This is a genomic window from Stakelama flava (assembly GCF_019351405.1).
Taxonomy (GTDB): Bacteria; Pseudomonadota; Alphaproteobacteria; order Sphingomonadales; family Sphingomonadaceae; genus Sphingomonas; species Sphingomonas flava_A.
Genome location: NZ_JAHWZX010000002.1, coordinates 183,781 through 205,722, shown reverse-complemented (window position 1 = coordinate 205,722; position 21,942 = coordinate 183,781). Strand labels below are relative to the sequence as shown.

Genomic DNA, 21,942 nt, shown 5'->3' with positions numbered 1-21,942 from the left:
TTTCGGAAGCCACCCTGAATTCGTTTCGATATCGAAAAGGCTTTTAGCGCTTCGAGAACTGGAAGCTACGACGCGCCTTTGCCTTGCCGTATTTCTTACGCTCGACCGCGCGGCTGTCGCGCGTGAGGAAACCGGCGCGCTTCACCGTGGTGCGAAGCGTGGGTTCATAGCGGGTCAGCGCCTGGCTGATGCCATGCTTCACAGCACCTGCCTGACCCGAAAGCCCGCCGCCCTTGACCGTGCAGATCACGTCATACTGGCCACGGCGTTCGGTGATGTCGAACGGCTGGTTGATGACGAGACGCAGCGAGGGACGCGCGAAATAGATCGACTGGTCGCGGCCGTTGATTTCGATCTTGCCCGAACCGGGCTTCAGCCAGACGCGGGCGACCGCGTCCTTGCGGCGGCCGGTGGCATAGGCGCGGCCATATTGATCGATTTCCTGTTCGCGCAGCGGAGCGGTTTCCTGCTGCGGCGTATCGGCGTCGGCCTGTGCCACCGCGTCGGGCGCGGGCGCATCGGGGGCCGGCTGGTTCTGCTGGGTTTCGCCCTTGGCGATATTGCCCAGATCGGAAAGGGACTGGCGATTGTCAGACATCAGGCGCCCACCTTGTTCTTGCGATTCATGCTCGCGATATCGAGGACTTCGGGGTTCTGCGCTTCGTGCGGATGCTCGGCGCCGGGATAGATGCGCAGGTTGCGCATCTGCTGACGGCCAAGCGGACCGCGCGGGATCATCCGCTCGATCGCCTTTTCCAGCACGCGCTCGGGGAAGCGGCCTTCCAGCACCTTGGCCGGAGTCGTTTCCTTGATGCCGCCGGCATAGCCGGTGTGCTTGTAATAGACCTTGTCGGTCATCTTCCTGCCGGTGAACTTCACCTTGCCGGCGTTGATGACGATGACATTGTCACCGCAATCGACATGCGGGGTGAAGCTGGTCTTGTGCTTGCCGCGCAGGACATTGGCGATGATCGTCGCCGCACGACCGACGACAAGCCCTTCGGCGTCGACGATGTGCCATTTCTTTTCCACCTCTGTCGGCTTTACCGACTTGGTGGTTTTCATAAGCGCCTTCATGGGCTTTGATCCGTTTTGGCTATGTGAAACGATGAGCGCCGCCCCAGGCCGGAGCGGCGCGAACGGTGGCCATTTGGCGCATAACGTGCGTCAAGTCAAGCGAAACCGGGCGATAGCGAACGGGTATCTGGATACCGAATGCTTATTTAAGCGAATAAACCACGCTCTGGCGGATGGTCCCGTCTCCGGTTCGGCGGATGGTGGTCTGGCGCTGCTCGCCGACAATTCCGGTCGCGGGGTCGAGTGCCGTTCGCGTATCGCGAACGATATGGATTTCGCTGCCTGCGCCGCCCGCGGGTGCGCCGACATCGCCTTCCAGATGAGTCGATACGATCAGCGCCGCGCCCTCGCGCCAGGTTCGCCGATGTCCGGAGAGTGTAGCGCTCGCGCCGAAGGTGGGGTCAGCGGGAGCGGTTACCGCACTGTCCGGTCCGACGCCGCGCGCCGCCGCGTGCGAGGCGAGGACCGGGGCCAGCATGTCGGCGAACATCGCGGTTCGCTGCGCCGCCGGGGCATCGCGCAGCTTTTCGAGGACGAGTTTTGCCACATGTCGCTGCGTCGCATCTCCCTTCGCCTGAACGGCGATCCCGTTGCAAAATAGCTGCCATAGCAAATCGCGCGATTCCACGGCCTTGATCGTGCCGCCTGCATCAAGGTGGAAGCGAATAGGCACCGCGATGAACGGGGCCAGTCCGGCGAGTGCGCGCGATGCGCCATCGCCTTCACCGTCTGCCGTTCGCAGGACCAGTGTCGCAAGATAGCCTGCGCCGTCTCGCCGGAAGCTGAGTTCACGCGACAGCGTAAGGCGGAATGGTCCCCGATCGCCCTCGCGCCGAAGTTCCGTGCGATAGGTTAGCGTCCGGTCGAGCGGCGGCGCGAAGATTGCCGACGGTTCGGCGCGCGCGGCGACCATGGGGTGCGGAAGCGGCGCTTCAGTCGCGTACAACGGCGGCATCGGCCCAATCCGCAACGGCGCGGTTCACGCTAACGGTCCAGCTTTCGACGGCGGGAAGGTCATAGGGGTGAAGCGCGACGATCCGGTCGCGCAGTTGCTCTGCCGCGTCGGCCGGTGCCTTGAACAGTGCGGCGACCTCGCGTTCGGACTGGACGCTTCCTTCCCAGTGATACACCGACATGCATTCGCCGAGAATATTGGCGCAGGCGGCGCGCCGTTCACGGACCACGGCATGCGCGACGGTGTCGGCGCTCTGCCGGTCGGGGAAGGTCGCGTACACGATGGCAATTTCGCTCATACGGCCTGCCTTTTCGTGCCGATCGCATGTGCGCCCCAGGTCACCGCGACCACAAGCAACGCGCCCACGAGCTGATGCAGTGCGGCGAGCCAGATCGGTACGCCCGTCATCACCGTCGCGATGCCGAGCACTATCTGAATCCCGAAAGCGGTGTGAATGGCGATCGATGCGCGGCGATCGAGGGCGCGCACCTTGCGCGCCAGCCAGACGAGCGCCGCCACCACGACCCAGGCCCACCAGCGATGGATCCAGTGAACGACATAGGGATCGTTGAAAATCGCATCGAAAAAGCCGCGTGCGGCGAATTCGCGGGTGGGGAAAAAATGGCCGTTCATCAGCGGCCACTGATCGGTGACCAGCCCGGCGCGAAGCCCCGCCATGAACGCGCCATAAACAAGCTGAACGAACAGCACGAAGCCGGTAAACGCGCCCGCTGCCGTCAGCCGCGCGGGCTGGGCCAAATGTGCACGGTTAAGCAGGCGAAGATCGAGTGCGGTCCAGACGATCCCGGCCATCGTGAACAATGCGGTGATCAGATGGATGGCGAGCCAGTAATGGCTGACCTCGATCATGCCCGGCTGTAACCCCGATCGCACCATCAGCCAGCCAAAGGCGCCCTGCAGCCCGCCCAGCGCCAGCAGCGCGACCAGCCGCCATTTATAGCCGTGCGGAATCACGCCGCGGACCCAGAACCAGGCGAGGGGCAAGAAGAATGCCATGCCGATCACCCGGCCGAGCAGCCGGTGCGAATATTCCCAAAAGAAAATGCCCTTGAACTGCGCCAGCGTCATTCCGGCGTGAACGGCGGCATATTGGTCGATCTGGCGGTAATGTGCGAATTCCGCCCGCCACTGGTTATGGGTTAGCGGCGGCACGATGCCGCTGACCGGGTCCCATTGCGTGATCGACAGCCCCGATTCGGTCAGCCGGGTGACGCCGCCGACCACCACCATGGCCACGATCAATGCGGCCACGACGAACAGCCAGTTGGCGAGCGCGAGCGGGCGCGCGGAGACGGGATCGCGAGTCGGTTGCAACACGATGCAGGCTCTACCGCGCGCGGATCGCGCATGCCAGACCGGGTGAGGCGCGGCGCGGAAATCGCACCGACAGGCATCATATGTTATATTGTCTCGATTTTGGAGCGCGCCTATAGCGACTGTTGTCATGACAAGCGCCGCCCTCTCCCATGCATGGAACCGGATCGATTCGCGCTTCGATTCGATCGCCATCGGGATCAGCGGACTGTGCATCGTTCACTGCATTGCGACATCGCTGCTGCTGGTGGTGATGGCGTCGGCGGGCGCGCTGCTCGATCCGCACATTCATGAATACGGCCTTGCATTCGCCATCCTGTTCGGCGTGCTTGCGCTGGGCAAGGGCATTGTCAGCCATGGCTATATGATGCCCGCTGCGGTCGGCGGTTTCGGACTGGGGATGATGACGGGCGCGCTCCATGTCCCGCATGGCGAGGTCGAAACGCTGTTCACGATGCTGGGCGTGTTCTTCCTGGTGCTGGGCCACGACCTGAACCGCCGCGCGACGCATTAGGGCGCGGTGTTCGGCGGGTAACGCCGAAGATTGCAGTGTCTTTCAGAAATTCGAACGCTTTGGCCAGCGTGTCGTCGAATGGTGACCGTCCCAGATATCCGATGGGGTTCGTGTCGTGGTAGAAGCCGTGGACCTGGCCGGGATATTCCCACAACCGGCACGCGCCCCCGACGCGCACGATCGCCCCGCAGAAAGAACGCACCGTGGTGATGGGAACGCGCGTATCCGACTGACCGTGAAATATGATCGTCGGCGGGGCGTTTTTCGCGTCCAGCGCACTGGGCGAGATTCTGCGCGCAAAGGGTTTCAGATACCATGCCGCAGGCGTCACCAGGTCAACCGCAGGATTGAAAAGGACAAGGGCTGCCGGTCTGCGCTTCTTTGAAGCAAGCATCGCCACCGCTGCGGCGAGCTGACCTCCTGCCGATCCGCCGGATAATACGATACGGCTCTTGTCGATGTGCAGCATGGTTGCATGATCGAACACCCATTCATACGCCTTTCGCGCATCGCGGGTGGAAGCGAGGGGGGTGGTGTCGTCCCGGCAACGAACGCGGTAATCGGCCAGTATCGTGACAAAACCACGATGCTGGAATGCTTTAGCCTGATCCTGAAAGGCGCGAACCGAACCGGTTCGCCAGCCGCCGCCAAAAAAGAACAGGATTGCGGGGTGCCTCTTTTCCCGATCGGCAGGTCGCAGGACGAAGAGCCGTAACGGCCTGCCTTTTGTATCATACACTATGGCTTGCGCACCGGGGACCTGATCGGGCGCCTGAGGGCAACCGCTGCTCGCTTCACCGGGTTCACCACCGTTCTGGTTCACGTCTGGCGGCGGCACGGGATCGCCAAGGCTGCAGGAGGTGAAGGAAAGAAGCAGCAGGCCCGAACAGGCCAGGGCCGTCGCCCTGGTTCGCAATCGGCTTCTCACGATCGGCTCCTTTCCGTGTGCGGCTTCGCGAAGGAAATGTCGGTACTGGCCCGTGCCGCTCGACTTTCGGTTAGCTTCGCTGCCGTGGCAGGGCAATGCCGGCTTACTGCAGGATGCGAGCAAATCCCGCCGCAAACCATTGGGCTGGGATGGTGGCCGGCACCGTCGCGCATGCTTGCCGTTATTCGCGCGCGCGCCTATCTTGGAGGCATGGCCAGTCACGTGCATCACGAACATGAAGGCGCCGACCTGACGCGGGTGGCGCGTGGAACGCTCGAAAAATCGGGCGAACAATGGACCGCCATGCGCGAACAGGTGTTCGAGGCGCTGGCGACCTTTGAAAAGCCTGCCTCTGCCTATGACATCGCCGAAGCCATGTCGGCTCGGGCGGGGCGCCGCGTCGCGGCGAACAGCGTCTATCGCATCCTTGACCTGTTCGTCAGCGCCAATCTGGCGCGCCGCGTCGAAAGCGCCAATGCCTATATCGCCAATGCGCATCCCGACTGTCTGCACGACTGCATTTTCCTGATCTGCGACAGTTGCGGGCAGGCGGTGCATATCGACAATGACGCGATCACCAGAACCGTGCGAAGCGCGGCTCAGGAGGCGGGCTTTTCTCCAAGTCGCCCGGTGATCGAAGTGCGCGGCAAGTGCGCCGACTGCGACTGACGCGGCGTCAATCCCGTATCAATCGACACGGTCGATAGGGTGGGATAGAACCATGGAAATGAACGACCTTCCCGAAACCCCGCTGCTCGACACGGTGAAAACGCCGACCGACCTGCGCAAGCTGAAACCCGCACAGCTTCGCCAGCTTTCCGATGAATTGCGCGAAGAGATGATTTCCGCCGTCGGCACGACCGGCGGGCATCTGGGGTCGGGCCTCGGCGTCGTCGAACTGACGGTGGCGATCCATTATATCTTCGATACGCCCGAAGATCGGCTGATCTGGGACGTCGGGCATCAATGCTATCCGCACAAAATCCTGACCGGGCGACGTGATCGTATCCGCACGCTGCGCCAGGGCGGGGGGCTGTCGGGCTTCACCAAGCGCGCCGAGAGCGAATATGACCCGTTCGGCGCGGCGCACAGTTCGACCTCAATCTCCGCCGCGCTTGGCTTTGCGATCGCGAACAAACTGAACGACAGGCCGGGCAAGGCGATCGCGGTGATCGGCGATGGCGCGATGAGCGCAGGGATGGCCTATGAGGCGATGAACAATGCCGAACAGGCGGGTAACCGGCTGGTCGTCATCCTGAACGACAATGACATGTCGATCGCGCCGCCGGTGGGCGGGCTGTCGGCTTATCTGGCGCGCGTGGTATCCTCGTCCGAATATCTCGGTCTGCGCAGTCTGGCGAGCAAGGTCGCCAAGAAACTGTCGCGCCGCGTGCACCAGTCGCTTGGCCGGGCGGAAGAATATACGCGCGGCATGGTTGCGGGCGGCACCTTGTTCGAAGAACTCGGCTTTTATTATGTCGGGCCGATCGACGGGCATAATCTCGACCATCTTATCCCGGTGCTCGAAAATGTGCGCGATGCCAAGGAAGGGCCGGTGCTCGTCCATGTCGTCACGCAAAAGGGCAAGGGCTATGCCCCGGCCGAAAACGCCGCCGACAAATATCACGGCGTGCAGAAATTCGACGTCATCACCGGCGCGCAGCATAAAGGGCCGCCGGGACCGGCCAAATATCAGGATGTGTTCGGCGAAACGCTGAGCAAACTCGCCGACAGCGATGATCGCATCTGTGCGATCACCGCCGCGATGCCGGGCGGCACCGGCGTCGATAAATTCGCCAAGGCGCATCCCGACCGCGCGTTCGACGTGGGTATCGCCGAACAGCATGCGGTGACGTTCGCGGCGGGGCTGGCGGCGCAGGGAATGCGGCCCTTCTGCGCGATCTATTCGACCTTCCTTCAGCGCGCCTATGATCAGGTGGTCCATGATGTCGCGATCCAGAACCTGCCGGTTCGCTTCGCGATCGACCGGGCGGGGCTGGTCGGCGCCGACGGCGCGACCCATGCGGGCAGTTTCGACGTCACCTATCTGGCGACGCTGCCCAATTTCGTCGTGATGGCCGCCGCGGATGAAGCGGAACTGGCGCACATGACCTATACCGCGGCCGAATATGACGACGGCCCGATCGCGCTGCGCTATCCGCGCGGCGGCGGCACCGGTGTCGGCGTTCCCGAAACGCTGAAAAAGCTGCCCATCGGCAAGGGCCGGATGGTGCGCGAGGGCAAGAAGGTCGCGATTCTGTCGCTGGGCACCCGCCTTGCCGAAGCGTTGAAGGCCGCCGATGCGCTGGAGGCGAAGGGGCTTTCGACCAGCGTTGCCGATCTGCGCTTCGCCAAGCCGCTCGATGAGGCGCTTATCCGCAAGCTACTCACGACCCATGAGGTTGCGGTGACAGTGGAAGAGGGGGCGATCGGCGGCCTCGGCGCGCACGTCCTTACGATGGCGAGTGACGAAGGGCTGACCGATGCGGGGCTGAAGCTGCGCACGATGCGCCTTCCCGACGCGTTTCAGGATCAGGACAAGCCAGAAAAACAATATGACGAAGCGCATTTGAACGCCGAACATATCGTCGAAACGGTGCTCGGCGCGTTGCGCTGGAACGAGAGCAGCAAGCAGGGCGGGGCGTCGGCCTGACGGTCGGGCTACCGCGCTATAGGAAGGACAGCCGATGCTTCTTCTGCCCCTGTTGATGGTCGCCGCCGCGCCGGCGGCATCAGAAGATTGCATACAGGCTGCGACCACGAACGCGGACTTTGCCAAATGCGGCGCTGCGCAGGTGAAGCAGGCCGATGCCGCGCTGAACGCCATGTGGAAGAAGGTGTATCCGGGGCTGGATACGAAGACCAAGGCGGCGCTGCTGGAAGAGCAACGCTTATGGGTCAGGTTCAAGGACAAGAGCTGTCAGGCGTGGAGCACCGGCTATTTCGGCCGCGAAGGGCAGGTGATCCATTTCTACACCTGCCGCGCGACCGTGATCCGCGATCGGACCGCATATCTGGAATCGCTTCTCGGCCCGCAATGACGAACCGTTGAGCGATGATGCTTACGCCGCCTCGTTCCTGTCCGCCTCCAGCGCTTCGTTCGCTTCCAGCCATTCGGCCTCGATCGCCTCGATCCTGGGTTCCAGTTCGGCGCGGCGTTTCATCAGGTCGCTTGCGGTGAGTTGCGCCAGCGATGCATCTGCGCTGGCGGGATCGAACAGCGCGCGGTCGATGGCGCTGCGTTCTTTCGTCAGCTTGTCCATCCGACTCTCGATCGCCTTAACCCGCTTCGACAGTTCCTTGAAGCGTTCGCGCGCGGCGGCATTTGCCTTTCGCTGATCCTTCTTGCTGACCTTGCTGCCTGCATCGCCGCCGCCCTTTGCGGACGATCCGCTCGACAGGATGAAGGCGATATAATCGTCGATGCTACCGTCAAATTCCTTCGCGGTGCCGTCATCGACCAGCACCAGCCGGTCGGCGGTCATTTCGAGCATGTGGCGATCGTGGCTGACGAGCAGCACCGCGCCCGAATAGGCGTTGAGCGCCTGAATCAATGCCTCACGCGAATCGACGTCGAGATGGTTGGTCGGTTCGTCGAGGATCAGCAGATGCGGCGCATCGCGCGTGATCAGCGCCAGCGCCAGCCGAGCGCGCTCCCCGCCCGACAGCTTACCCACCTTCGTCGTCGCTTTGTCGGCATTGAACCCGAACCGGCCAAGCTGTGCGCGCACCGCCGCTGGTTTGTGGTCGGGCATTTGTCTGGTCATATGGTCGAGCGGCGTATCGGCATGGTCGAGTTCCTCAACCTGATACTGGGTGAAATATCCCACCTTCATCTTGCCGCTTGCCGTCATCTCCCCTTCCATCGGGGAAAGTTGCGCGGCGAGCAGGCGGGCGAGCGTCGTCTTACCATTGCCGTTGCGGCCCAGCAGCGCAATCCGGTCATCGGGGTCGAGCCGCAGGTTGAGCCGCTTGAGGATCGGTGTTTCGTCATACCCGACCGTCGCCATGTCGAGCGTGATCAGCGGCGGGCGCAGTTCGGTGGGATCGGGAAAGCCGAAGGATAGCGACGGATCGTCGGCCATCGCGGCGATGGGCTGCATCTTCGCCAAGGCCTTAGCGCGCGACTGTGCCTGTTTCGCGGTGGAGGCCCGCGCCGAATTGCGCGCGATATAGTCCTGCAGCTTGGCGCGCTGCGCCTCCTGGTTGGCGCGCGCGGCTTCCAGTTGCGCGACCCGTTCGGCGCGCTGGCGTTCGAACGCGTCATAGCCGCCGGGATAGAGGGTCAGCTTGCCGCGTTCCAGATGCACGATGTGATCGACGACATTGTTCAGGAAGTCGCGTTCATGGCTGACCACGATGATCGTGCCGCGATAGCTTTTGAGGAAATCCTCAAGCCAGATCACCGCTTCGAGGTCGAGATGGTTCGACGGTTCGTCGAGCAGCAGCACATCGGGCTGAGAGAAAAGCAGCGCGGCGAGCGCGACGCGCATCCGCCACCCGCCCGAATAAGCATCGAGCGCGCGATGCTGCATCTCTTCGTCAAACCCGAGCCCGGCGAGGATTTTCGCCGCACGGGCAGGGGCGGTATGCGCGTCGATCGCGTTCAGCCGTTCGTGTAATTCGCCGATCCGGTCGGGATCGACACAGGTTTCGGCCTCTTCCATCAGCGCGGCGCGTTCAATGTCGGCGGCAAGGACCGTGTCGAAGGGCGACGCGCTACCGGCTGGCGCCTCCTGCGCGATATAGCCGAGCCGCGAATCCTTCGGCATGTCGGCGCTGCCGTCATCGGGTTCCAGCATCCCGGCGATCACGCGCACCAGCGTGGATTTGCCCGCGCCGTTGCGTCCGATCAGTCCGGCCCGCGCGCGCGGCGGGATGGCGGCCGTGGCGCCGTCGAGGATCGTGCGCCCGCCAAGGCGCACCGTGATGCCATTCAGGGTAAGCATGGGAGGAGCGCCTATCACCGCGCCGCGCCCAGCGCTACCTTGCGCGAAAGCCGGGCACGGGGCAGAGGCGAGAGCCATGGCAAAGATACGCGCCGACCAATTGCTCGTCGAACGGGGCCTTGTCGAAAGCCGCACCCGCGCGCAGGCGCTCATCATGGCGGGCACCGTGTTTTCGGGCGAACGCAAGATAGAGAAAGCGGGCCAGCAACTCGCCCCCGACGCCGCGCTGGAAGTGCGCGGGCGCGACCATCCCTGGGTATCGCGCGGCGGAATAAAGCTCGCCCATGCGATTGAGGCATTCGGGGTGGACGTGACCGGCTTGGTCGCAATCGACGTCGGCTCCTCCACGGGCGGCTTCACCGATGTGCTGCTGACGAACGGCGCGGCGCGCGTCTATGCGGTCGACAGCGGCACCAACCAGCTTGCCTGGAAATTGCGGCAGGATGACCGGGTGGTGGTGCATGAACAGACCAGCGCGCGCATCCTGACCGATGCGCATATCCCCGAACCCATCGACATCATCGTATGCGACGCCTCTTTCATCGGCCTTGCCAAGGTGCTCGAACGCCCGCTGTCCTTTGCCCGCCAGGGCGCTCGGCTGATCGCGCTGATCAAACCGCAGTTCGAGGCGGGGCGCGAAGAGGTCGGCAAGGGCGGCGTGGTTCGCGACCCCGCAATCCATGCGCGGGTGTGCGAAGCGGTTCGCGACTGGCTGATCGATAGCGGCTGGAGCGTGGACGGTGTCGTCCCCAGCCCGATTACGGGGCCGGAGGGGAATGTCGAATTTCTCATCGCCGCGCGGTGCGAAACCGTCCCGAAAAGCGACTGACCCTTGACATTTCCGGCGTAGGCAGCGCCCCTGTGCCATCCTTTCCGGTTTCGATGAAAATTTCATCGAGGCCGGGCGGCCGTGCCGCCTTTCGAGCGGGCGAATATGGGAGGCTATATTGGTGAGTGAGCTTGCGTCGCGCGGTCAGTTGCGGCTTGCCTTTTTCCGATGGGCGATCGTCACCGTGCCCGCTATTTTGCTGCTGGGCTTCGCATCGTCGCGGCTGGTGCCCAGCGGATCGATGAACCCATGGTATGCGGCGCTGACCAAGCCCGCGTTCACCCCGCCCGACTGGGTGTTCCCCGCGGCGTGGACCGTCATCTACATCCTGATGGGGCTTTCGCTGGCGATCGTCATCAACGCGCGCGGATCGCGCATGCGCGGCCGGGCGATCACCTTTTTCGCGCTGCAACTGATCGCCAATCTCGCATGGTCGCCGATATTTTTCGGTATGCACCGGACCGTCTGGGCGATCGTCCTGATCGTGGTCATGTTCGTGCTGACGGCGATGACGGCGCTTTTATTCGCGCGGGTGCGCGGCATGGCTGCGCTGCTGCTCGTGCCCTATCTGCTGTGGATCATTTTTGCCGCATATCTCGCCGTTCGCATCCATCAGCTCAACCCCGATGCCGACGGGTCTCTTGTGCGCGGCGGCGGTGCTACCCAAATTACCCTGTAACGGGAGACAAGCAATGCAATCCGAAAACCGGGTATTCGACGATTTCGTGAAGTTCGTGAACGGCGCGGCAGGCACTTTCGCCGGCATGGCGCGCGAGGGCGAACAGGCGGTGCGCGATCGCGCCAGGGAATTTATGGGTGGCCTGGACTTTGTCAGTCGTGAAGAATTCGACGCGGTGAAGCAGATGGCGGCCGCCGCGCGTGACGACGCAGACGCGCTGAAAAAGCGTGTCGACGAACTGGAAGCCGCGCTGAAAGCGAAGGGTGGCGCCTCCACCCCGATCTGACGCAGGTTTTCCACAACTTTTCGAATGGGCCGGCCATGCTATGCTTGTGCCGGCCTTCCTGCATTGGCAGCGTCGGGCGCGAAATCGGTTGCGAGCCGACCGACATTCGCGCACTCTTCGCATGGTGCAGCGATCCGCAATGACGAACCGATGCGTTCGTAGCTAGGAACGAGGTGATGCTGGACGAAGCCGAATTCGATCACGACGATGCCGCCGAGCCGATCGATATGCTGGAAAGCTATTTTTCTGCACATGGCTGGGTGTATCGTCGCGAGGAAGATGAAATCGTCGCCCGGGTGAAGGGCAGCTGGACCGAATATGAGCTGCGCGCAATCTGGCGGGAGGAGGATGCGGTCCTTCAGTTCCTGGCCTTTCCCGATGTGCGCGTCGCCGAGGATCGGCGGCCAAGCGTGTATGAGGCGCTGGGCCTGATCAACGAACAGATGTGGATCGGCCATTTCGAACTCTGGTCGCAAAGCGGCATCCTGCTTTTCCGTCACGCCGCGATGATCGGCGCTGGCGAAGCCGCGACGCTGACGCTGCCGCAGGCGGAACTGCTGGTGGAGTCGGCCATTGATGAGTGCGAACGCTATTACCCGGTGTTCCAGTTCGTCCTGTGGGGCGGAAAGACACCGGCCGAAGCGATCGCATCGGCACTAATCGACACGCAAGGAGAGGCATGAGCAACAGCGACATTCCCAATACGATCTGGCTTATCGGCTGCGGCAACATGGCGGGCGCGATGCTGCGCCAGTGGGTGGAGAGCGGCGACGTCTCTCCGGATCAGGTGACGGTCATCGATCCGGGCGAGCCGCAGATCCCCGATGGTGTTCGCCATTTGAAGACCCCGCCGGAAGACGGCATGCCCGACGCGCTGATGCTGGGCGTCAAGCCGCAGATGCTGGACGATGTGGCAAAGGGCCTTGCTCCGCGCGTAAAGGGCGTGAAGCTGCTGCTCTCGATCCTTGCTGGGGTTGAGGTTGCGGCGATTTCCAAACGCTTTGATGCAGGCGCGGTGGTCCGGGTGATGCCCAACCTGCCGGTCGGGCTGGGCAAGGGCGTGGTGCTTCTGAACGGTGCCGAACCCGACAGCGGCGCAGGAAAGGCGGCCGACGCGCTGATGCAGTCGCTGGGTCTGGTCGAATGGATCGAGGATGAATCGCTGTTCGATGCCGGAACCGCGCTGTCGGGCTGCGGGCCGGGGTTCGTATTCCGCTTCATCGACGCCTTTGCAGAGGCCGGTGCTGCCGTCGGGTTGCCGAAGGATCAGGCGCTTCGGCTTGCGACCGCCACAGTCGACGGTGCGTCGCAAATGGCGGCGGAGGCGGAAGAGACACCGGGCGTTCTGGCCGATCGTGTCGCAAGCCCCGGCGGTTCCACGCGTGAGGGCATGAATGTGCTCGACGATGCCGATTCGCTGAAGAAACTGATGGTGAAGACGCTCACCGCGTCGCGCGATCGCAATCAGGAACTTGCCGCTGCGGCGCGCGGGGAGTGAATCAATCCGATCGATGGAGCGCGGCTGCGCGGTCGCGCTCCGTTTCGGGCACCAGTCCTTCGAGCACTGCCCAGAAACCGCCGACTGCGCCCTGTCCAGCCTGCGAATAAGCGGCTGAGAGCCTTTCGCGCAGCGCCTCGAACAACCGCGCTTCGAGCATTTTTCCCGCTTCGGTCAGTCGAAGCAGCTTTTGCCGCCTGTCCCGCGTGCCGGGCCGCGTCTCTACCAACCCGCGCTCACCAAGGTCGGTCAGCACACGGCCGAGCGATTGTTTGGTGATGGCGAGCAGGCCAAGCAGTTCGCCCACGGTCAGGTCCGGGCGGCGCGCGATGAAATACAGCGCGCGGTGATGCGCGCGGCCCAGACTCGCGTCAGCCAGAATCGTGTCGAGCGCATGGGTGAGGTGATTATATCCCAGCAGCATCAGTTCGATGCCGCGCCGGATTTCGGGCTCGCGCAGGAACAGCGGCGATGCGGTGCGCGACGGCTCCGAAGGGGACTGTACGGCCATGTTGACCGTCTTTGCCATCGGCTCTACCCCACCGCAACCAGGCGCCGAACGGCTTGTCGCGCGGCGTGACCTTTGCTTTGAGGAATCCCGCATGAACGCCGAGGCGACGCTATCCTTCGACATCCGCGAACATGGCGCGCCCGTCCCGGCGAGCGAGCGGACCGAGCGGATTGCCGATCCGGGGTTTGGCAAGGTTTTCACCGACCATATGGCGGTCATCCGCTATACCGAGGGGACGGGCTGGCACGATGCGCGGATCCAGGCGCGAGAACCGCTGACGATGGATCCTGCTGCCGCGGTCCTGCACTATGCGCAGGAAATCTTTGAAGGGATGAAGGCGTACCGGCTGGGTGATGGCGGTACCGCCCTGTTCCGGCCGGATCAGAATGCGCGGCGCTTTCGTCAATCGGCCGCGCGCATGGCGATGCCCGAACTGCCCGAAAGCCTTTTCCTCGAATCGGTCGAGCGGCTGGTCGAAATCGATCGCGAATGGATTCCGCATATGGACGGCGGCGCGCTGTACCTGCGCCCCTTCATGTTCGCCAGCGAGACGTTCCTCGGCGTCCGTCCGGCGAAGGAATATCTCTACATGGTCATCGCATCGTCGGTGGGCGCATATTTCAAGGGCGGGGCGAAGGCGATCAGCATCTGGGTGTCGGACGATTACACCCGCGCCGCACCGGGGGGCACCGGCGCGGCCAAATGCGGCGGCAACTACGCCGCCAGCCTGGTCGCGCAGGCCGAAGCGATCGAACGCGGCTGCGACCAGGTGGTCTTCCTTGATGCCGCCGAACATAAATGGGTCGAGGAACTGGGCGGCATGAACCTGTTCTTCGTGTTCGAAGACGGATCGGTGGTCACCCCGCCGCTGAAAGGCACGATCCTTCCCGGCATCACCCGGGATTCGATCCTAACCCTGCTGCGCGACGACGGCATTACCGTACGTGAGGAAGGGTATGGCATCGATCAGTGGCGCGCCGATGCGGACAGCGGAAAGCTGGTCGAAAGCTTTGCCTGCGGCACCGCGGCGGTGGTGACGCCGGTCGGCACCGTCAAATCCACCGCCGGCGATTTTCAGATCGGCAGCGGCGGCACGGGCCAAATTACGCAGCGAATGCGCGACCGGCTGGTCGCGATTCAGCGCGGCGAGGCACCCGATCCGCACGACTGGGTAAAAAGGCTGTTCTGAAGGGCTTTCCAGAATCGGCAAAGCGATGCTAAGGGCGTCGCTTCCAAGCGATGCTGGGGCGTAGCCAAGCGGTAAGGCAGCGGCTTTTGGTGCCGCCATGCGCAGGTTCGAATCCTGCCGCCCCAGCCAGTTCGTTTAATCCTTGGCTGTCTGCGCCTGCATGTCGGGCCCGTCCTTCCGGTACATCCCTGATGGTCCGATGCTTTGCTGTCGGGCATGGTAGTGGCGCAGGGATGTGAGGGTTTGGGAATGCAGGACATGGTTAGCGGTTCTTCTCGGGTCGCGAATGCGAAGCTTGCGGCGAAAATTATGTCGGCGGACGATGCCGCGGCGATGATCCGTTCGGGCGACACGCTAGGCATGAGTGGTTTTACCGGATCAGGTTATCCCAAGGCGGTGCCGCTGGCGCTTGCCCGGCGGATCGAAGCAGCGCATGCGGAAGGAACGCCGTTTCACGTGCGCGTCTGGACCGGCGCGTCGACCGGCCCGGAACTGGACGGTGCGCTGGCCAAGGCAGACGGAATAGAATTGCGGCTGCCCTATAATTCCGATCCGATCGCACGCGAGAAAATCAATCGCGGTACGATGGAATATCTCGACATGCACCTCAGCCAGGTCGCGCCGATGGCGTGGCAGGGCTTTCTGGGCAAGCTCGACATTGCTGTGATCGAGATCAGCGGTATCCGGCCGGACGGCGCGCTGATCCCCTCCTCTTCGGTCGGCAACAACAAGACCTGGCTCGATCGCGCGGATCGCGTGATATTGGAAGTCAATCGCTGGCAGAACGAAGCGCTGGAAGGGATGCACGACATCTATTACGGCACCGCGCTGCCGCCCCACCGCGTTCCCATTCCGCTGGTACGGCCCGACGACCGGATTGGTGAGCCGACGCTGCGATGCGACCCCGAAAAGATCGTTGCGATCGTCGAAACCGATTCGCCCGATCGCAACCTTCCGTTCGCGCCGCCCGATGCTTGTGCGAATGCTATCGCCGGACACCTGCTGGAATTTTTCCGGCATGAAGTGGCGAAGGGCCGGTTGCCGGCGTCGCTGCTGCCCGTTCAATCGGGCGTCGGCAACATCGCCAATGCCGTGCTGTCGGGCCTGATCGACAGTCCGTTCGATAATATGACCGCTTATACCGAAGTGGTGCAGGACGGGATGATCGACCTGCTGGAGGCGGGGAAACTGCGCATGGCGTCGGCCACCGCCTTTTCGTTAAGCCCGGACAAGGCCGCGCATATCAATGATAATATGGCGTTTTTCCACGATCGTTTGATCTTGCGGCCGCAGGAGATCAGCAACCATCCCGAACTGGTCCGCCGTCTGGGCTGCATCGCCATGAACGGGCTGATCGAGGCGGATATCTATGGCAACGTCAATTCGACGCACATCATGGGATCGCGTATCCAGAACGGTATTGGCGGATCGGGCGATTTCGCGCGCAACGCCTATGTGTCGATCTTCATGACGCCCTCGATCGCGAAGAACGGTGCGATCTCCGCCATCGTGCCGCAGGCAAGCCATGTCGATCACATCACCCAGGATGTGCAGGTGATCGTGACCGAACAGGGGCTGGCCGATTTGCGCGGTCTTAGCCCCAGGAAACGGGCGGATGTCATCATCGCCAATTGCGTGCATCCCGAGTATCGCGACGCGCTGCGCGATTATTTCGACCGGGCGCGCATGCATTCCTATGGCCAGCAATCGCCATCGCTCCCCGGCGAAGCGTTGTCCTGGCACCAGCGCTTCATCGAAACCGGAAACATGCGCGCCTAAGGCCTCCGCCAGGGACGCCCCGATCGCGTCTATCCGGGGTATGCGCGTCGCTTTAAATCTTCTGTTTACGAACGCGGATTTATTAGCCGGTGACTTGGCTGGGTGTGTGAGGAAAGCGAACATGCAGGGGGCGTATCAGGAAGACGAACTGCTCGATCGCGCGGCCTTTGAGCAGGCGCGCAGCGAGTTGGGCGCCAATTTCGTCCGCATTGTCGGCTATTTTCGTGAAGACGGCGAAAAATCGCTGATCCGGATCGAAGAGGCAGGGGGCACACTGAACGCGGCGGCGCTGGTATTGCCGGCGCATACGCTGAAAGGCGAAGCGCGTCAGTTGGGTGCGGAATTGCTGGCCGACCTTGCCGAAACGATCGAGATGATCGGCCGCGAATGCGTTGAACAGCATGACGACCCCAGTGAGGCGATCGAACATATCGCCCGGCTGCGTTCGGTTTTCCGGGCGACGCTCGAAACGCTGGAAAGCGCGGCCAGTCCGCTGATGACGCGCAGGCCGGGGTTCGGCCGGCGCGTCGCGCCCTCAATCTGAAGGGGGCGGTGGTTATTCGATTTCGTCTTCGGATTTCGCGTTTAGCTGAATATAATTTTCCAGTCCCATGCGCTCGATCATTTCGAACTGGCGTTCCAGCGTGTCGACATGCTCTTCCTCGCTGTCGAGAATTCGCCGGAACAGATCGCGGCTGACATAGTCGCGCACCGTTTCGCAATATTCGATGGCATCGCGGAGCACCGCGATCGCCTCCATCTCCAGCGCCAGATCAGCCTTGATTATCTCCTCGACGCTTTCGCCGATGCGAAGCCGACCGAGAAGCTGGAAATTGGGAAGCCCGTCGAGAAAAAGGATGCGCTCCGCCAACCAGTCGGCGTGCTTCATCTCGTCGATCGATTCGTGCCGTTCGAACGCGGCCAGCCGCTTCACACCCCAATGGTCGAGCGTGCGATAGTGCAACCAATATTGGTTGACCGCGGTCAACTCGTTCTTGAGGACCGAATTCAGGAATTCGATGACGCGCTCGTCACCCTTCATCGCTTTCTCCTTAACGATTTGCCCTATCGCTTAAGCGAGCGGGGCAGGGGGCGCAAGGTCGGCCGATTCAGCGTTCAGGCGGCGGTGCGTTCTTCAGCGATGATCGCGCGGGCAAAGGGAACGCATTGACCGCATTTGGCCTGGCACCCCACCGCACGATACGCCTGGCAGGCGCTGGTGGCGCCGGCACGGGCGGCGGCGCGGACGTCTTTTTCCCGAATTGCATTGCACACGCAAACGACCATCGGTGTCTGTCTCCCAAGCTGCTGGGAGCCGGGATAGGGATATTGATAGCGAGTTGCAATAATTATTGCGGGTGGGTCGCAATATTAGCTGGCGGGGCCAGCGCGCTGCCGCGAAGCGGCTGAAGTTTGCCGCGCGCACAGCATCGCCACAACCATTCGAGCGGGCCATATCGAAAATGGCGGAGCCATGGTTCGGACCAGAGCAGGATGATCGCCCACACCGCGAAGACGACAAGATATAATTGCGCGCGGTCGAGCATACCGTACCAGCCCGTCCCATAGCCGTAGAACAGAAAGGTGCACAGCAGGCTGGTCCCGAGATAATTGGAAAAGGCCATGCGTCCGGCCGCCGCGATACGCCGCGACAGCGCGCCGGTGCGCGGAATCGCAAGGATGATCAGCGCCGCCCAGCCCATGATCATCAGCGGACGGACCGGAACGGTCGCCGTCATGACGATAGCGGCAACCGCCAGCGGGGTAAAACCGGTCAGCAGCAGCAGGGCGGCAAGCAGTGCATAGACGGGAAGGCCCACTCCGAATCCGATCAGCACCCATTTGCGATAGGTCGCGCGCGGCGCTTCTCCGGACAGGAAACCGGATTTCAGGCACGCCATGCCAAGCATCATATAGGCAAGCGTTTCGGCGCCGGAGAAGATCAGCGAATTTACCGGGCCGGAAAATGCGGTTTCCATTCTGTGGTTGAGGATCGCGCCATAGCCCGATCGGTACAGTGCGATCTGCGCCATCGACCATTCGCGTTCGGGGATGCCGAACCCGTGCCGGAATTGCGTCAGCGCCTGATGGACCTGTTCGCCCGCATCGGGCTGATGCGAGGCAAGCTGCATCATAAAGATTCCGAAGGGAAGCAGCAGCATCAGCGCGAATTGCGCGACCATAAGCGCAATTGCGCCAGCGATCAGTTTGTGGGGCGGCTGGGTGCGGAAGAACCAGGCGATCATCCCGACCAGCGCGTACAACGTCAGTATGTCGCCCCACCACATCAGCCATAAATGGATCAGGCCGAACACCAGCAGCCACACCATGCGGGCATAATGGGTGCGGATCGCGCTGTTGCCGCCTGCCTTGGCGCGCAGGATCACCATCAGCATCGATGCGCCGAACAGGAAGGAGAACAACCCCCGCATCTTCCCGTCGAAAAACAGGAAGTTGATCAGATACACGGCGATATCGCCCCCGTCGGCGCCGGGCTGCGCGAGGGGGTTGAGATAGGCCGGTTCGATCAGGCCGAATGCGGCGATGTTCATTGTCAGTATGCCCATCACCGCGACCCCGCGGATAATGTCCAGCGTGACGATCCGATCCGTTCCGGTGGTTGCCACCCCGACTCCCCCTTTAGGTGTTATATATAATCAACACACTAATGCGGGATGACACTGCACGACAAGTCCGTTTGCGTAGGGCGATCAGTGGCCAGGGCGGTGCGCCAGCTTGATCGCGCGGCCACCGGCAAGCGTCACGCCGCCCGCATGTACCATATCGCACGGCGATGCGGCGTCGAGCACGTCCGATTCGCTCAGTTCCTTGCCGTAGGCGACCCAGACAAAACCATTGGTGTCGAGCAGTTCGTGAAACGCGCCCAGTTCCTTGTCGAGCGTTTCGCGGCTTTCGACAAAGATCAATGCGCCCTCGATTCCCGCGGATGGGGCGGCGAGTTCTTCCATTCCCGCTTTTTCGGGCGCGATCGCCTTTCGCACATCGTCGGGCAGGTCGCGGAACCAGCACTTCATCCCGCGCTCGAAGCCGAGCTCTCGTGCAAGCGGGGGAAGTGTGTCGGTCATGCTGATATCCTTGGAAAAATCACGGGTGAGATGCCAACCGGCGGCGACGCTTTCCGTTCCCTCTGGCCGTTTCCCGTGCCGTGCCGGTTCAGGCCAGTGCCGCGTCCTCTCCCATCAATTTTGGGAAGAAGCCTTCATGCGCGGCGCGAAGCTCGTCAAGCGACACGACCGCATCGGCGTCTTCCAGTTCGAACACGATACGATCGCGAATGGTGCGGCCGAGCAGATCGACGACAACATCCGCTTTTTCCGAAGCTTCCATGAAATCGGCGAGCGAATCGTCGCGCAGCGTGACGACGTACAGTCCCTGATCCTCGCCGAAAAAGCTGCCCGCGACGCCGAAGGGCTGCGGTTCGTTGATCATCGCGCCGATGCCCGATGCCAGCGCCATTTCGGCAACCGCAACGGCAAGGCCGCCGTCCGATACGTCGTGACAGGCGGTGACCCAGCCATTTTCGATGCCGCTGCGGATGAAATCGCCCGCCTTGCGTTCGGCGCGCAAGTCGACCGGCGGGGGCGGGCCGTCTTCACGGCCGAGCACCTCGCGAAGCCAGAGCGACTGACCGAGATGGCCCATCCGGTCGCCGACGACCAGAATGGCATCGCCGGTTCCGGTGAAGCCGATCCGGCACGATCGGGTCCAGTCCTTCAGCAACCCGACGCCGCCGATCGCGGGCGTGGGAAGGATCGCCGAGCCGCCGCCGGTGGCCTTGCTTTCATTATACAGGCTGACATTGCCCGATACGATCGGGAAATCGAGCGCGCGGCACGCATCCCCCATGCCCTCCAGGCAACCGACGAACTGCCCCATGATTTCGGGGCGCTGCGGATTGGCGAAATTGAGGCAGTTGGTCACGGCAAGCGGCGTCGCGCCGACCGCCGACAGGTTGCGCCACGCCTCGGCAATCGCCTGTTTCCCGCCTTCGACAGGGTCCGCATGGCAATAGCGCGGGGTGCAGTCGGTGGTCATCGCCAGCGCCTTGTCGGTGCCGTGGACGCGCACCACCGCCGCGTCGCCGCCGGGGCGCTGTACCGTATCGGCACCGACCATATGGTCATATTGTTCCCATATCCAGCGGCGCGAAGCGATGTCGGGCGACCCGATCAGCGTCAGCAGGTCCGCCTTGATATCGCTGCATTCAGGGATGTCGTCGGGCATCGCGGGCACCACCGGCGCGACATGCGGACGATCATAAAGCGGCGCGTCGTCGGCGAGCGGACCGAGCGGGATGTCGGCCACCGTATCGCCGCGCCATTTCAGGACCATGCGCCCGGTGTCGGTGACCGTGCCGATGACAGCGAAGTCCAGTTCCCATTTGCGGAAGATGGCTTCGGCTTCGCCCTCGCGGCCGGGCTTCAGCACCATCAGCATGCGTTCCTGGCTTTCGGAAAGCATCATTTCATACGGCGTCATGCCGGTTTCGCGCTGCGGAACGTCGTCCATGACGAGTTCGATGCCGACGCCGCCCTTCGACGCCATTTCGACGCTGGACGAGGTGAGGCCGGCCGCCCCCATATCCTGAATCGCGACGATCGCATCCGATGCCATCAATTCAAGGCACGCCTCGATCAACAGTTTTTCGGTAAACGGATCGCCGACCTGAACCGTGGGGCGCTTCTCTTCCGAATCCTCGCCGAAATCGGCGCTCGCCATGGTCGCACCATGGATGCCGTCGCGCCCGGTCTTCGATCCGACATAGACGATCGGATTGCCCACACCGCTGGCCGCCGAATAGAAAATCCTGTCGGTATCCGCGACGCCGACCGTCATCGCATTGACCAGGATGTTGCCGTCATAGGCGGGATGAAAATTCACCTCTCCGCCGACGGTGGGAACGCCGACGCAATTGCCATAGCCGCCGATGCCGTGAACCACGCCCGCGATCAGGTGGCGCATCTTCGGATGATCGGGCCGGCCGAACCGAAGCGCGTTGAGGTTTGCGATCGGGCGCGCGCCCATCGTGAACACATCGCGCAATATGCCGCCCACGCCGGTCGCTGCGCCCTGATATGGCTCGATATAGCTGGGATGGTTGTGGCTCTCCATCTTGAAGATCGCCGCCTGGCCATCGCCGATATCGACCACCCCGGCATTTTCGCCGGGGCCGCAAATGACCTGCGGCCCTTCGGTGGGAAGCTTCTTCAGGTGGATGCGGCTGGATTTATAGCTGCAATGCTCCGACCACATGACGGAGAATATGCCCAGTTCGGTAAGGTTGGGTTCGCGTCCCATGGCGGCGAGCACGCGCTCATATTCCTCGGGGGAAAAGCCGTGCTCGGCGACGATCTGTGGCGTGATGTCGGTCATGTCTGCGCCTTTAGCGGGC

25 protein-coding genes and 1 tRNA gene are annotated in these 21,942 nt (G+C 62.8%); 13 read left to right on the top strand and 13 right to left on the bottom strand.

The features are described 5' to 3' along the window. Positions 1-43: 43 nt before the first annotated feature. The 5 genes from rpsI to KY084_RS03125 form a co-directional block, all read right to left on the bottom strand. Positions 44-598 carry a 30S ribosomal protein S9 gene (gene rpsI, locus KY084_RS03145; protein WP_219236969.1) on the bottom strand — a complete coding sequence of 185 codons (555 nt, stop codon included), beginning with the start codon at positions 596-598 and terminating at the stop codon, positions 44-46. Next, the gene (rplM, locus tag KY084_RS03140; protein WP_219236968.1) at positions 598-1,077 is read right to left on the bottom strand and encodes a 50S ribosomal protein L13; all 480 of its coding nucleotides are present in this window, start codon (positions 1,075-1,077) and stop codon (positions 598-600) included. Before rplM ends, rpsI begins: the two co-directional genes overlap by 1 nt. A 142-nt stretch (positions 1,078-1,219) precedes the next feature. After that, positions 1,220-2,032 carry a hypothetical protein gene (locus KY084_RS03135; RefSeq protein WP_219236967.1) on the bottom strand — a complete coding sequence of 271 codons (813 nt, stop codon included), beginning with the start codon at positions 2,030-2,032 and terminating at the stop codon, positions 1,220-1,222. Next, positions 2,010-2,330 (bottom strand): divalent-cation tolerance protein CutA, encoded by a 321-nt coding sequence (cutA, locus tag KY084_RS03130; RefSeq protein ID WP_219236966.1) that lies wholly within the window; start codon positions 2,328-2,330, stop codon positions 2,010-2,012. The genes KY084_RS03135 and cutA overlap by 23 nt, the downstream gene beginning before the upstream one ends. Then, positions 2,327-3,370, bottom strand: a complete 1,044-nt coding sequence (locus KY084_RS03125; RefSeq protein WP_343227943.1) for a COX15/CtaA family protein — start codon at positions 3,368-3,370, stop codon at positions 2,327-2,329. Before KY084_RS03125 ends, cutA begins: the two co-directional genes overlap by 4 nt. 127 nt (positions 3,371-3,497) lie before the next feature. Here KY084_RS03125 and KY084_RS03120 point away from each other — a divergent pair, with 127 nt between their 5' ends. Next, positions 3,498-3,881 (top strand): MerC domain-containing protein, encoded by a 384-nt coding sequence (locus KY084_RS03120; RefSeq protein WP_219236964.1) that lies wholly within the window; start codon positions 3,498-3,500, stop codon positions 3,879-3,881. On the opposite strand, the gene KY084_RS03115 is transcribed toward KY084_RS03120, so the two are convergent. Then, positions 3,817-5,046 (bottom strand): alpha/beta hydrolase, encoded by a 1,230-nt coding sequence (locus KY084_RS03115; RefSeq protein WP_219236963.1) that lies wholly within the window; start codon positions 5,044-5,046, stop codon positions 3,817-3,819. The genes KY084_RS03120 and KY084_RS03115 overlap by 65 nt on opposite strands. On the opposite strand from KY084_RS03115, the gene KY084_RS03110 reads away from it, so the two are divergent. Genes KY084_RS03110 through KY084_RS03100 form a run of 3 tightly spaced genes read left to right on the top strand, consistent with a single transcriptional unit; the run spans position 5,020 to position 7,850 of the window. Further along, positions 5,020-5,478 carry a Fur family transcriptional regulator gene (locus KY084_RS03110; RefSeq protein ID WP_219236962.1) on the top strand — a complete coding sequence of 153 codons (459 nt, stop codon included), beginning with the start codon at positions 5,020-5,022 and terminating at the stop codon, positions 5,476-5,478. The genes KY084_RS03115 and KY084_RS03110 overlap by 27 nt on opposite strands. Positions 5,479-5,536: 58 nt before the next feature. Next, positions 5,537-7,462: a 1-deoxy-D-xylulose-5-phosphate synthase gene (dxs, locus tag KY084_RS03105; protein WP_219236961.1), complete on the top strand. Its 1,926-nt coding sequence runs from the start codon at positions 5,537-5,539 to the stop codon at positions 7,460-7,462. A 34-nt stretch (positions 7,463-7,496) separates the two neighbouring features. Next, the gene (locus tag KY084_RS03100; RefSeq protein WP_219236960.1) at positions 7,497-7,850 is read left to right on the top strand and encodes a lysozyme inhibitor LprI family protein; all 354 of its coding nucleotides are present in this window, start codon (positions 7,497-7,499) and stop codon (positions 7,848-7,850) included. Positions 7,851-7,871: 21 nt separating this feature from the next. Here KY084_RS03100 and KY084_RS03095 read toward each other — a convergent pair whose 3' ends face one another. Next, positions 7,872-9,758 (bottom strand): ABC-F family ATP-binding cassette domain-containing protein, encoded by a 1,887-nt coding sequence (locus KY084_RS03095; RefSeq protein WP_219236959.1) that lies wholly within the window; start codon positions 9,756-9,758, stop codon positions 7,872-7,874. A gap of 76 nt (positions 9,759-9,834) precedes the next feature. Here KY084_RS03095 and KY084_RS03090 point away from each other — a divergent pair, with 76 nt between their 5' ends. From KY084_RS03090 to proC, 5 genes are all read left to right on the top strand, one after another. Beyond that, on the top strand, positions 9,835-10,587 hold the full coding sequence (locus tag KY084_RS03090) for a TlyA family RNA methyltransferase (RefSeq protein WP_219236958.1): 753 nt from the start codon (positions 9,835-9,837) through the stop codon (positions 10,585-10,587). A 121-nt stretch (positions 10,588-10,708) separates the two neighbouring features. Further along, positions 10,709-11,266 carry a TspO/MBR family protein gene (locus KY084_RS03085; protein ID WP_219236957.1) on the top strand — a complete coding sequence of 186 codons (558 nt, stop codon included), beginning with the start codon at positions 10,709-10,711 and terminating at the stop codon, positions 11,264-11,266. Between the two features lie 13 nt (positions 11,267-11,279). Next, positions 11,280-11,552: an accessory factor UbiK family protein gene (locus KY084_RS03080; protein ID WP_219236956.1), complete on the top strand. Its 273-nt coding sequence runs from the start codon at positions 11,280-11,282 to the stop codon at positions 11,550-11,552. Positions 11,553-11,728: 176 nt separating this feature from the next. Beyond that, positions 11,729-12,235 (top strand): type III secretion system chaperone family protein, encoded by a 507-nt coding sequence (locus tag KY084_RS03075; RefSeq protein ID WP_219236955.1) that lies wholly within the window; start codon positions 11,729-11,731, stop codon positions 12,233-12,235. Beyond that, positions 12,232-13,050 carry a pyrroline-5-carboxylate reductase gene (proC, locus tag KY084_RS03070; protein WP_219236954.1) on the top strand — a complete coding sequence of 273 codons (819 nt, stop codon included), beginning with the start codon at positions 12,232-12,234 and terminating at the stop codon, positions 13,048-13,050. Before KY084_RS03075 ends, proC begins: the two co-directional genes overlap by 4 nt. A gap of 1 nt (position 13,051) precedes the next feature. Here the strand turns inward: proC and KY084_RS03065 are convergent, their stop codons facing one another. After that, entirely contained in the window at positions 13,052-13,561 is a 510-nt protein-coding gene (locus tag KY084_RS03065; protein ID WP_219237102.1) for a MarR family winged helix-turn-helix transcriptional regulator, read from the bottom strand. 91 nt (positions 13,562-13,652) lie between these two features. On the opposite strand from KY084_RS03065, the gene KY084_RS03060 reads away from it, so the two are divergent. From KY084_RS03060 to KY084_RS03045, 4 genes are all read left to right on the top strand, one after another. Next, entirely contained in the window at positions 13,653-14,750 is a 1,098-nt protein-coding gene (locus tag KY084_RS03060; protein WP_219236953.1) for a branched-chain amino acid aminotransferase, read from the top strand. A 54-nt stretch (positions 14,751-14,804) separates the two neighbouring features. Next, positions 14,805-14,879: transfer RNA gene (locus KY084_RS03055), tRNA-Gln, on the top strand. A 129-nt stretch (positions 14,880-15,008) separates the two neighbouring features. Beyond that, positions 15,009-16,529 carry a succinyl-CoA:acetate CoA-transferase ScpC gene (gene scpC, locus KY084_RS03050; RefSeq protein WP_219237101.1) on the top strand — a complete coding sequence of 507 codons (1,521 nt, stop codon included), beginning with the start codon at positions 15,009-15,011 and terminating at the stop codon, positions 16,527-16,529. 121 nt (positions 16,530-16,650) lie between these two features. Continuing rightward, a complete protein-coding gene (locus KY084_RS03045; RefSeq protein WP_219236952.1) occupies positions 16,651-17,073 on the top strand; it encodes an Hpt domain-containing protein in 423 nt (140 codons plus the stop codon). Positions 17,074-17,085: 12 nt separating this feature from the next. On the opposite strand, the gene bfr is transcribed toward KY084_RS03045, so the two are convergent. From bfr to purL, 5 genes are all read right to left on the bottom strand, one after another. After that, positions 17,086-17,571 (bottom strand): bacterioferritin, encoded by a 486-nt coding sequence (gene bfr, locus KY084_RS03040; RefSeq protein WP_219236951.1) that lies wholly within the window; start codon positions 17,569-17,571, stop codon positions 17,086-17,088. Between the two features lie 74 nt (positions 17,572-17,645). Then, positions 17,646-17,816: a (2Fe-2S)-binding protein gene (locus KY084_RS03035; protein ID WP_219236950.1), complete on the bottom strand. Its 171-nt coding sequence runs from the start codon at positions 17,814-17,816 to the stop codon at positions 17,646-17,648. Between the two features lie 62 nt (positions 17,817-17,878). Next, positions 17,879-19,156 carry a DUF418 domain-containing protein gene (locus KY084_RS03030; RefSeq protein ID WP_343227942.1) on the bottom strand — a complete coding sequence of 426 codons (1,278 nt, stop codon included), beginning with the start codon at positions 19,154-19,156 and terminating at the stop codon, positions 17,879-17,881. A gap of 84 nt (positions 19,157-19,240) precedes the next feature. Continuing rightward, entirely contained in the window at positions 19,241-19,615 is a 375-nt protein-coding gene (locus tag KY084_RS03025) for a hypothetical protein (RefSeq protein WP_219236949.1), read from the bottom strand. Positions 19,616-19,703: 88 nt separating this feature from the next. After that, entirely contained in the window at positions 19,704-21,923 is a 2,220-nt protein-coding gene (purL, locus tag KY084_RS03020) for a phosphoribosylformylglycinamidine synthase subunit PurL (RefSeq protein WP_219236948.1), read from the bottom strand. Between the last annotated feature and the right edge of the window lie 19 nt (positions 21,924-21,942).

Coding starts and splice junctions, on each gene's coding strand:
- rpsI (WP_219236969.1), bottom strand. CDS start 598: ATGTCTGACAATCGCCAGTCCCTTTCCGATCTGGGCAATATCGCCAAG.
- rplM (WP_219236968.1), bottom strand. CDS start 1,077: ATGAAGGCGCTTATGAAAACCACCAAGTCGGTAAAGCCGACAGAGGTG.
- KY084_RS03135 (WP_219236967.1), bottom strand. CDS start 2,032: ATGCCGCCGTTGTACGCGACTGAAGCGCCGCTTCCGCACCCCATGGTC.
- cutA (WP_219236966.1), bottom strand. CDS start 2,330: ATGAGCGAAATTGCCATCGTGTACGCGACCTTCCCCGACCGGCAGAGC.
- KY084_RS03120 (WP_219236964.1), top strand. CDS start 3,498: ATGACAAGCGCCGCCCTCTCCCATGCATGGAACCGGATCGATTCGCGC.
- KY084_RS03110 (WP_219236962.1), top strand. CDS start 5,020: ATGGCCAGTCACGTGCATCACGAACATGAAGGCGCCGACCTGACGCGG.
- KY084_RS03115 (WP_219236963.1), bottom strand. CDS start 5,046: ATGTTCGTGATGCACGTGACTGGCCATGCCTCCAAGATAGGCGCGCGC.
- dxs (WP_219236961.1), top strand. CDS start 5,537: ATGAACGACCTTCCCGAAACCCCGCTGCTCGACACGGTGAAAACGCCG.
- KY084_RS03100 (WP_219236960.1), top strand. CDS start 7,497: ATGCTTCTTCTGCCCCTGTTGATGGTCGCCGCCGCGCCGGCGGCATCA.
- KY084_RS03095 (WP_219236959.1), bottom strand. CDS start 9,758: ATGCTTACCCTGAATGGCATCACGGTGCGCCTTGGCGGGCGCACGATC.
- KY084_RS03090 (WP_219236958.1), top strand. CDS start 9,835: ATGGCAAAGATACGCGCCGACCAATTGCTCGTCGAACGGGGCCTTGTC.
- KY084_RS03080 (WP_219236956.1), top strand. CDS start 11,280: ATGCAATCCGAAAACCGGGTATTCGACGATTTCGTGAAGTTCGTGAAC.
- KY084_RS03075 (WP_219236955.1), top strand. CDS start 11,729: ATGCTGGACGAAGCCGAATTCGATCACGACGATGCCGCCGAGCCGATC.
- proC (WP_219236954.1), top strand. CDS start 12,232: ATGAGCAACAGCGACATTCCCAATACGATCTGGCTTATCGGCTGCGGC.
- KY084_RS03065 (WP_219237102.1), bottom strand. CDS start 13,561: ATGGCCGTACAGTCCCCTTCGGAGCCGTCGCGCACCGCATCGCCGCTG.
- KY084_RS03060 (WP_219236953.1), top strand. CDS start 13,653: ATGAACGCCGAGGCGACGCTATCCTTCGACATCCGCGAACATGGCGCG.
- scpC (WP_219237101.1), top strand. CDS start 15,009: ATGGTTAGCGGTTCTTCTCGGGTCGCGAATGCGAAGCTTGCGGCGAAA.
- KY084_RS03045 (WP_219236952.1), top strand. CDS start 16,651: ATGCAGGGGGCGTATCAGGAAGACGAACTGCTCGATCGCGCGGCCTTT.
- bfr (WP_219236951.1), bottom strand. CDS start 17,571: ATGAAGGGTGACGAGCGCGTCATCGAATTCCTGAATTCGGTCCTCAAG.
- KY084_RS03035 (WP_219236950.1), bottom strand. CDS start 17,816: ATGGTCGTTTGCGTGTGCAATGCAATTCGGGAAAAAGACGTCCGCGCC.
- KY084_RS03025 (WP_219236949.1), bottom strand. CDS start 19,615: ATGACCGACACACTTCCCCCGCTTGCACGAGAGCTCGGCTTCGAGCGC.
- purL (WP_219236948.1), bottom strand. CDS start 21,923: ATGACCGACATCACGCCACAGATCGTCGCCGAGCACGGCTTTTCCCCC.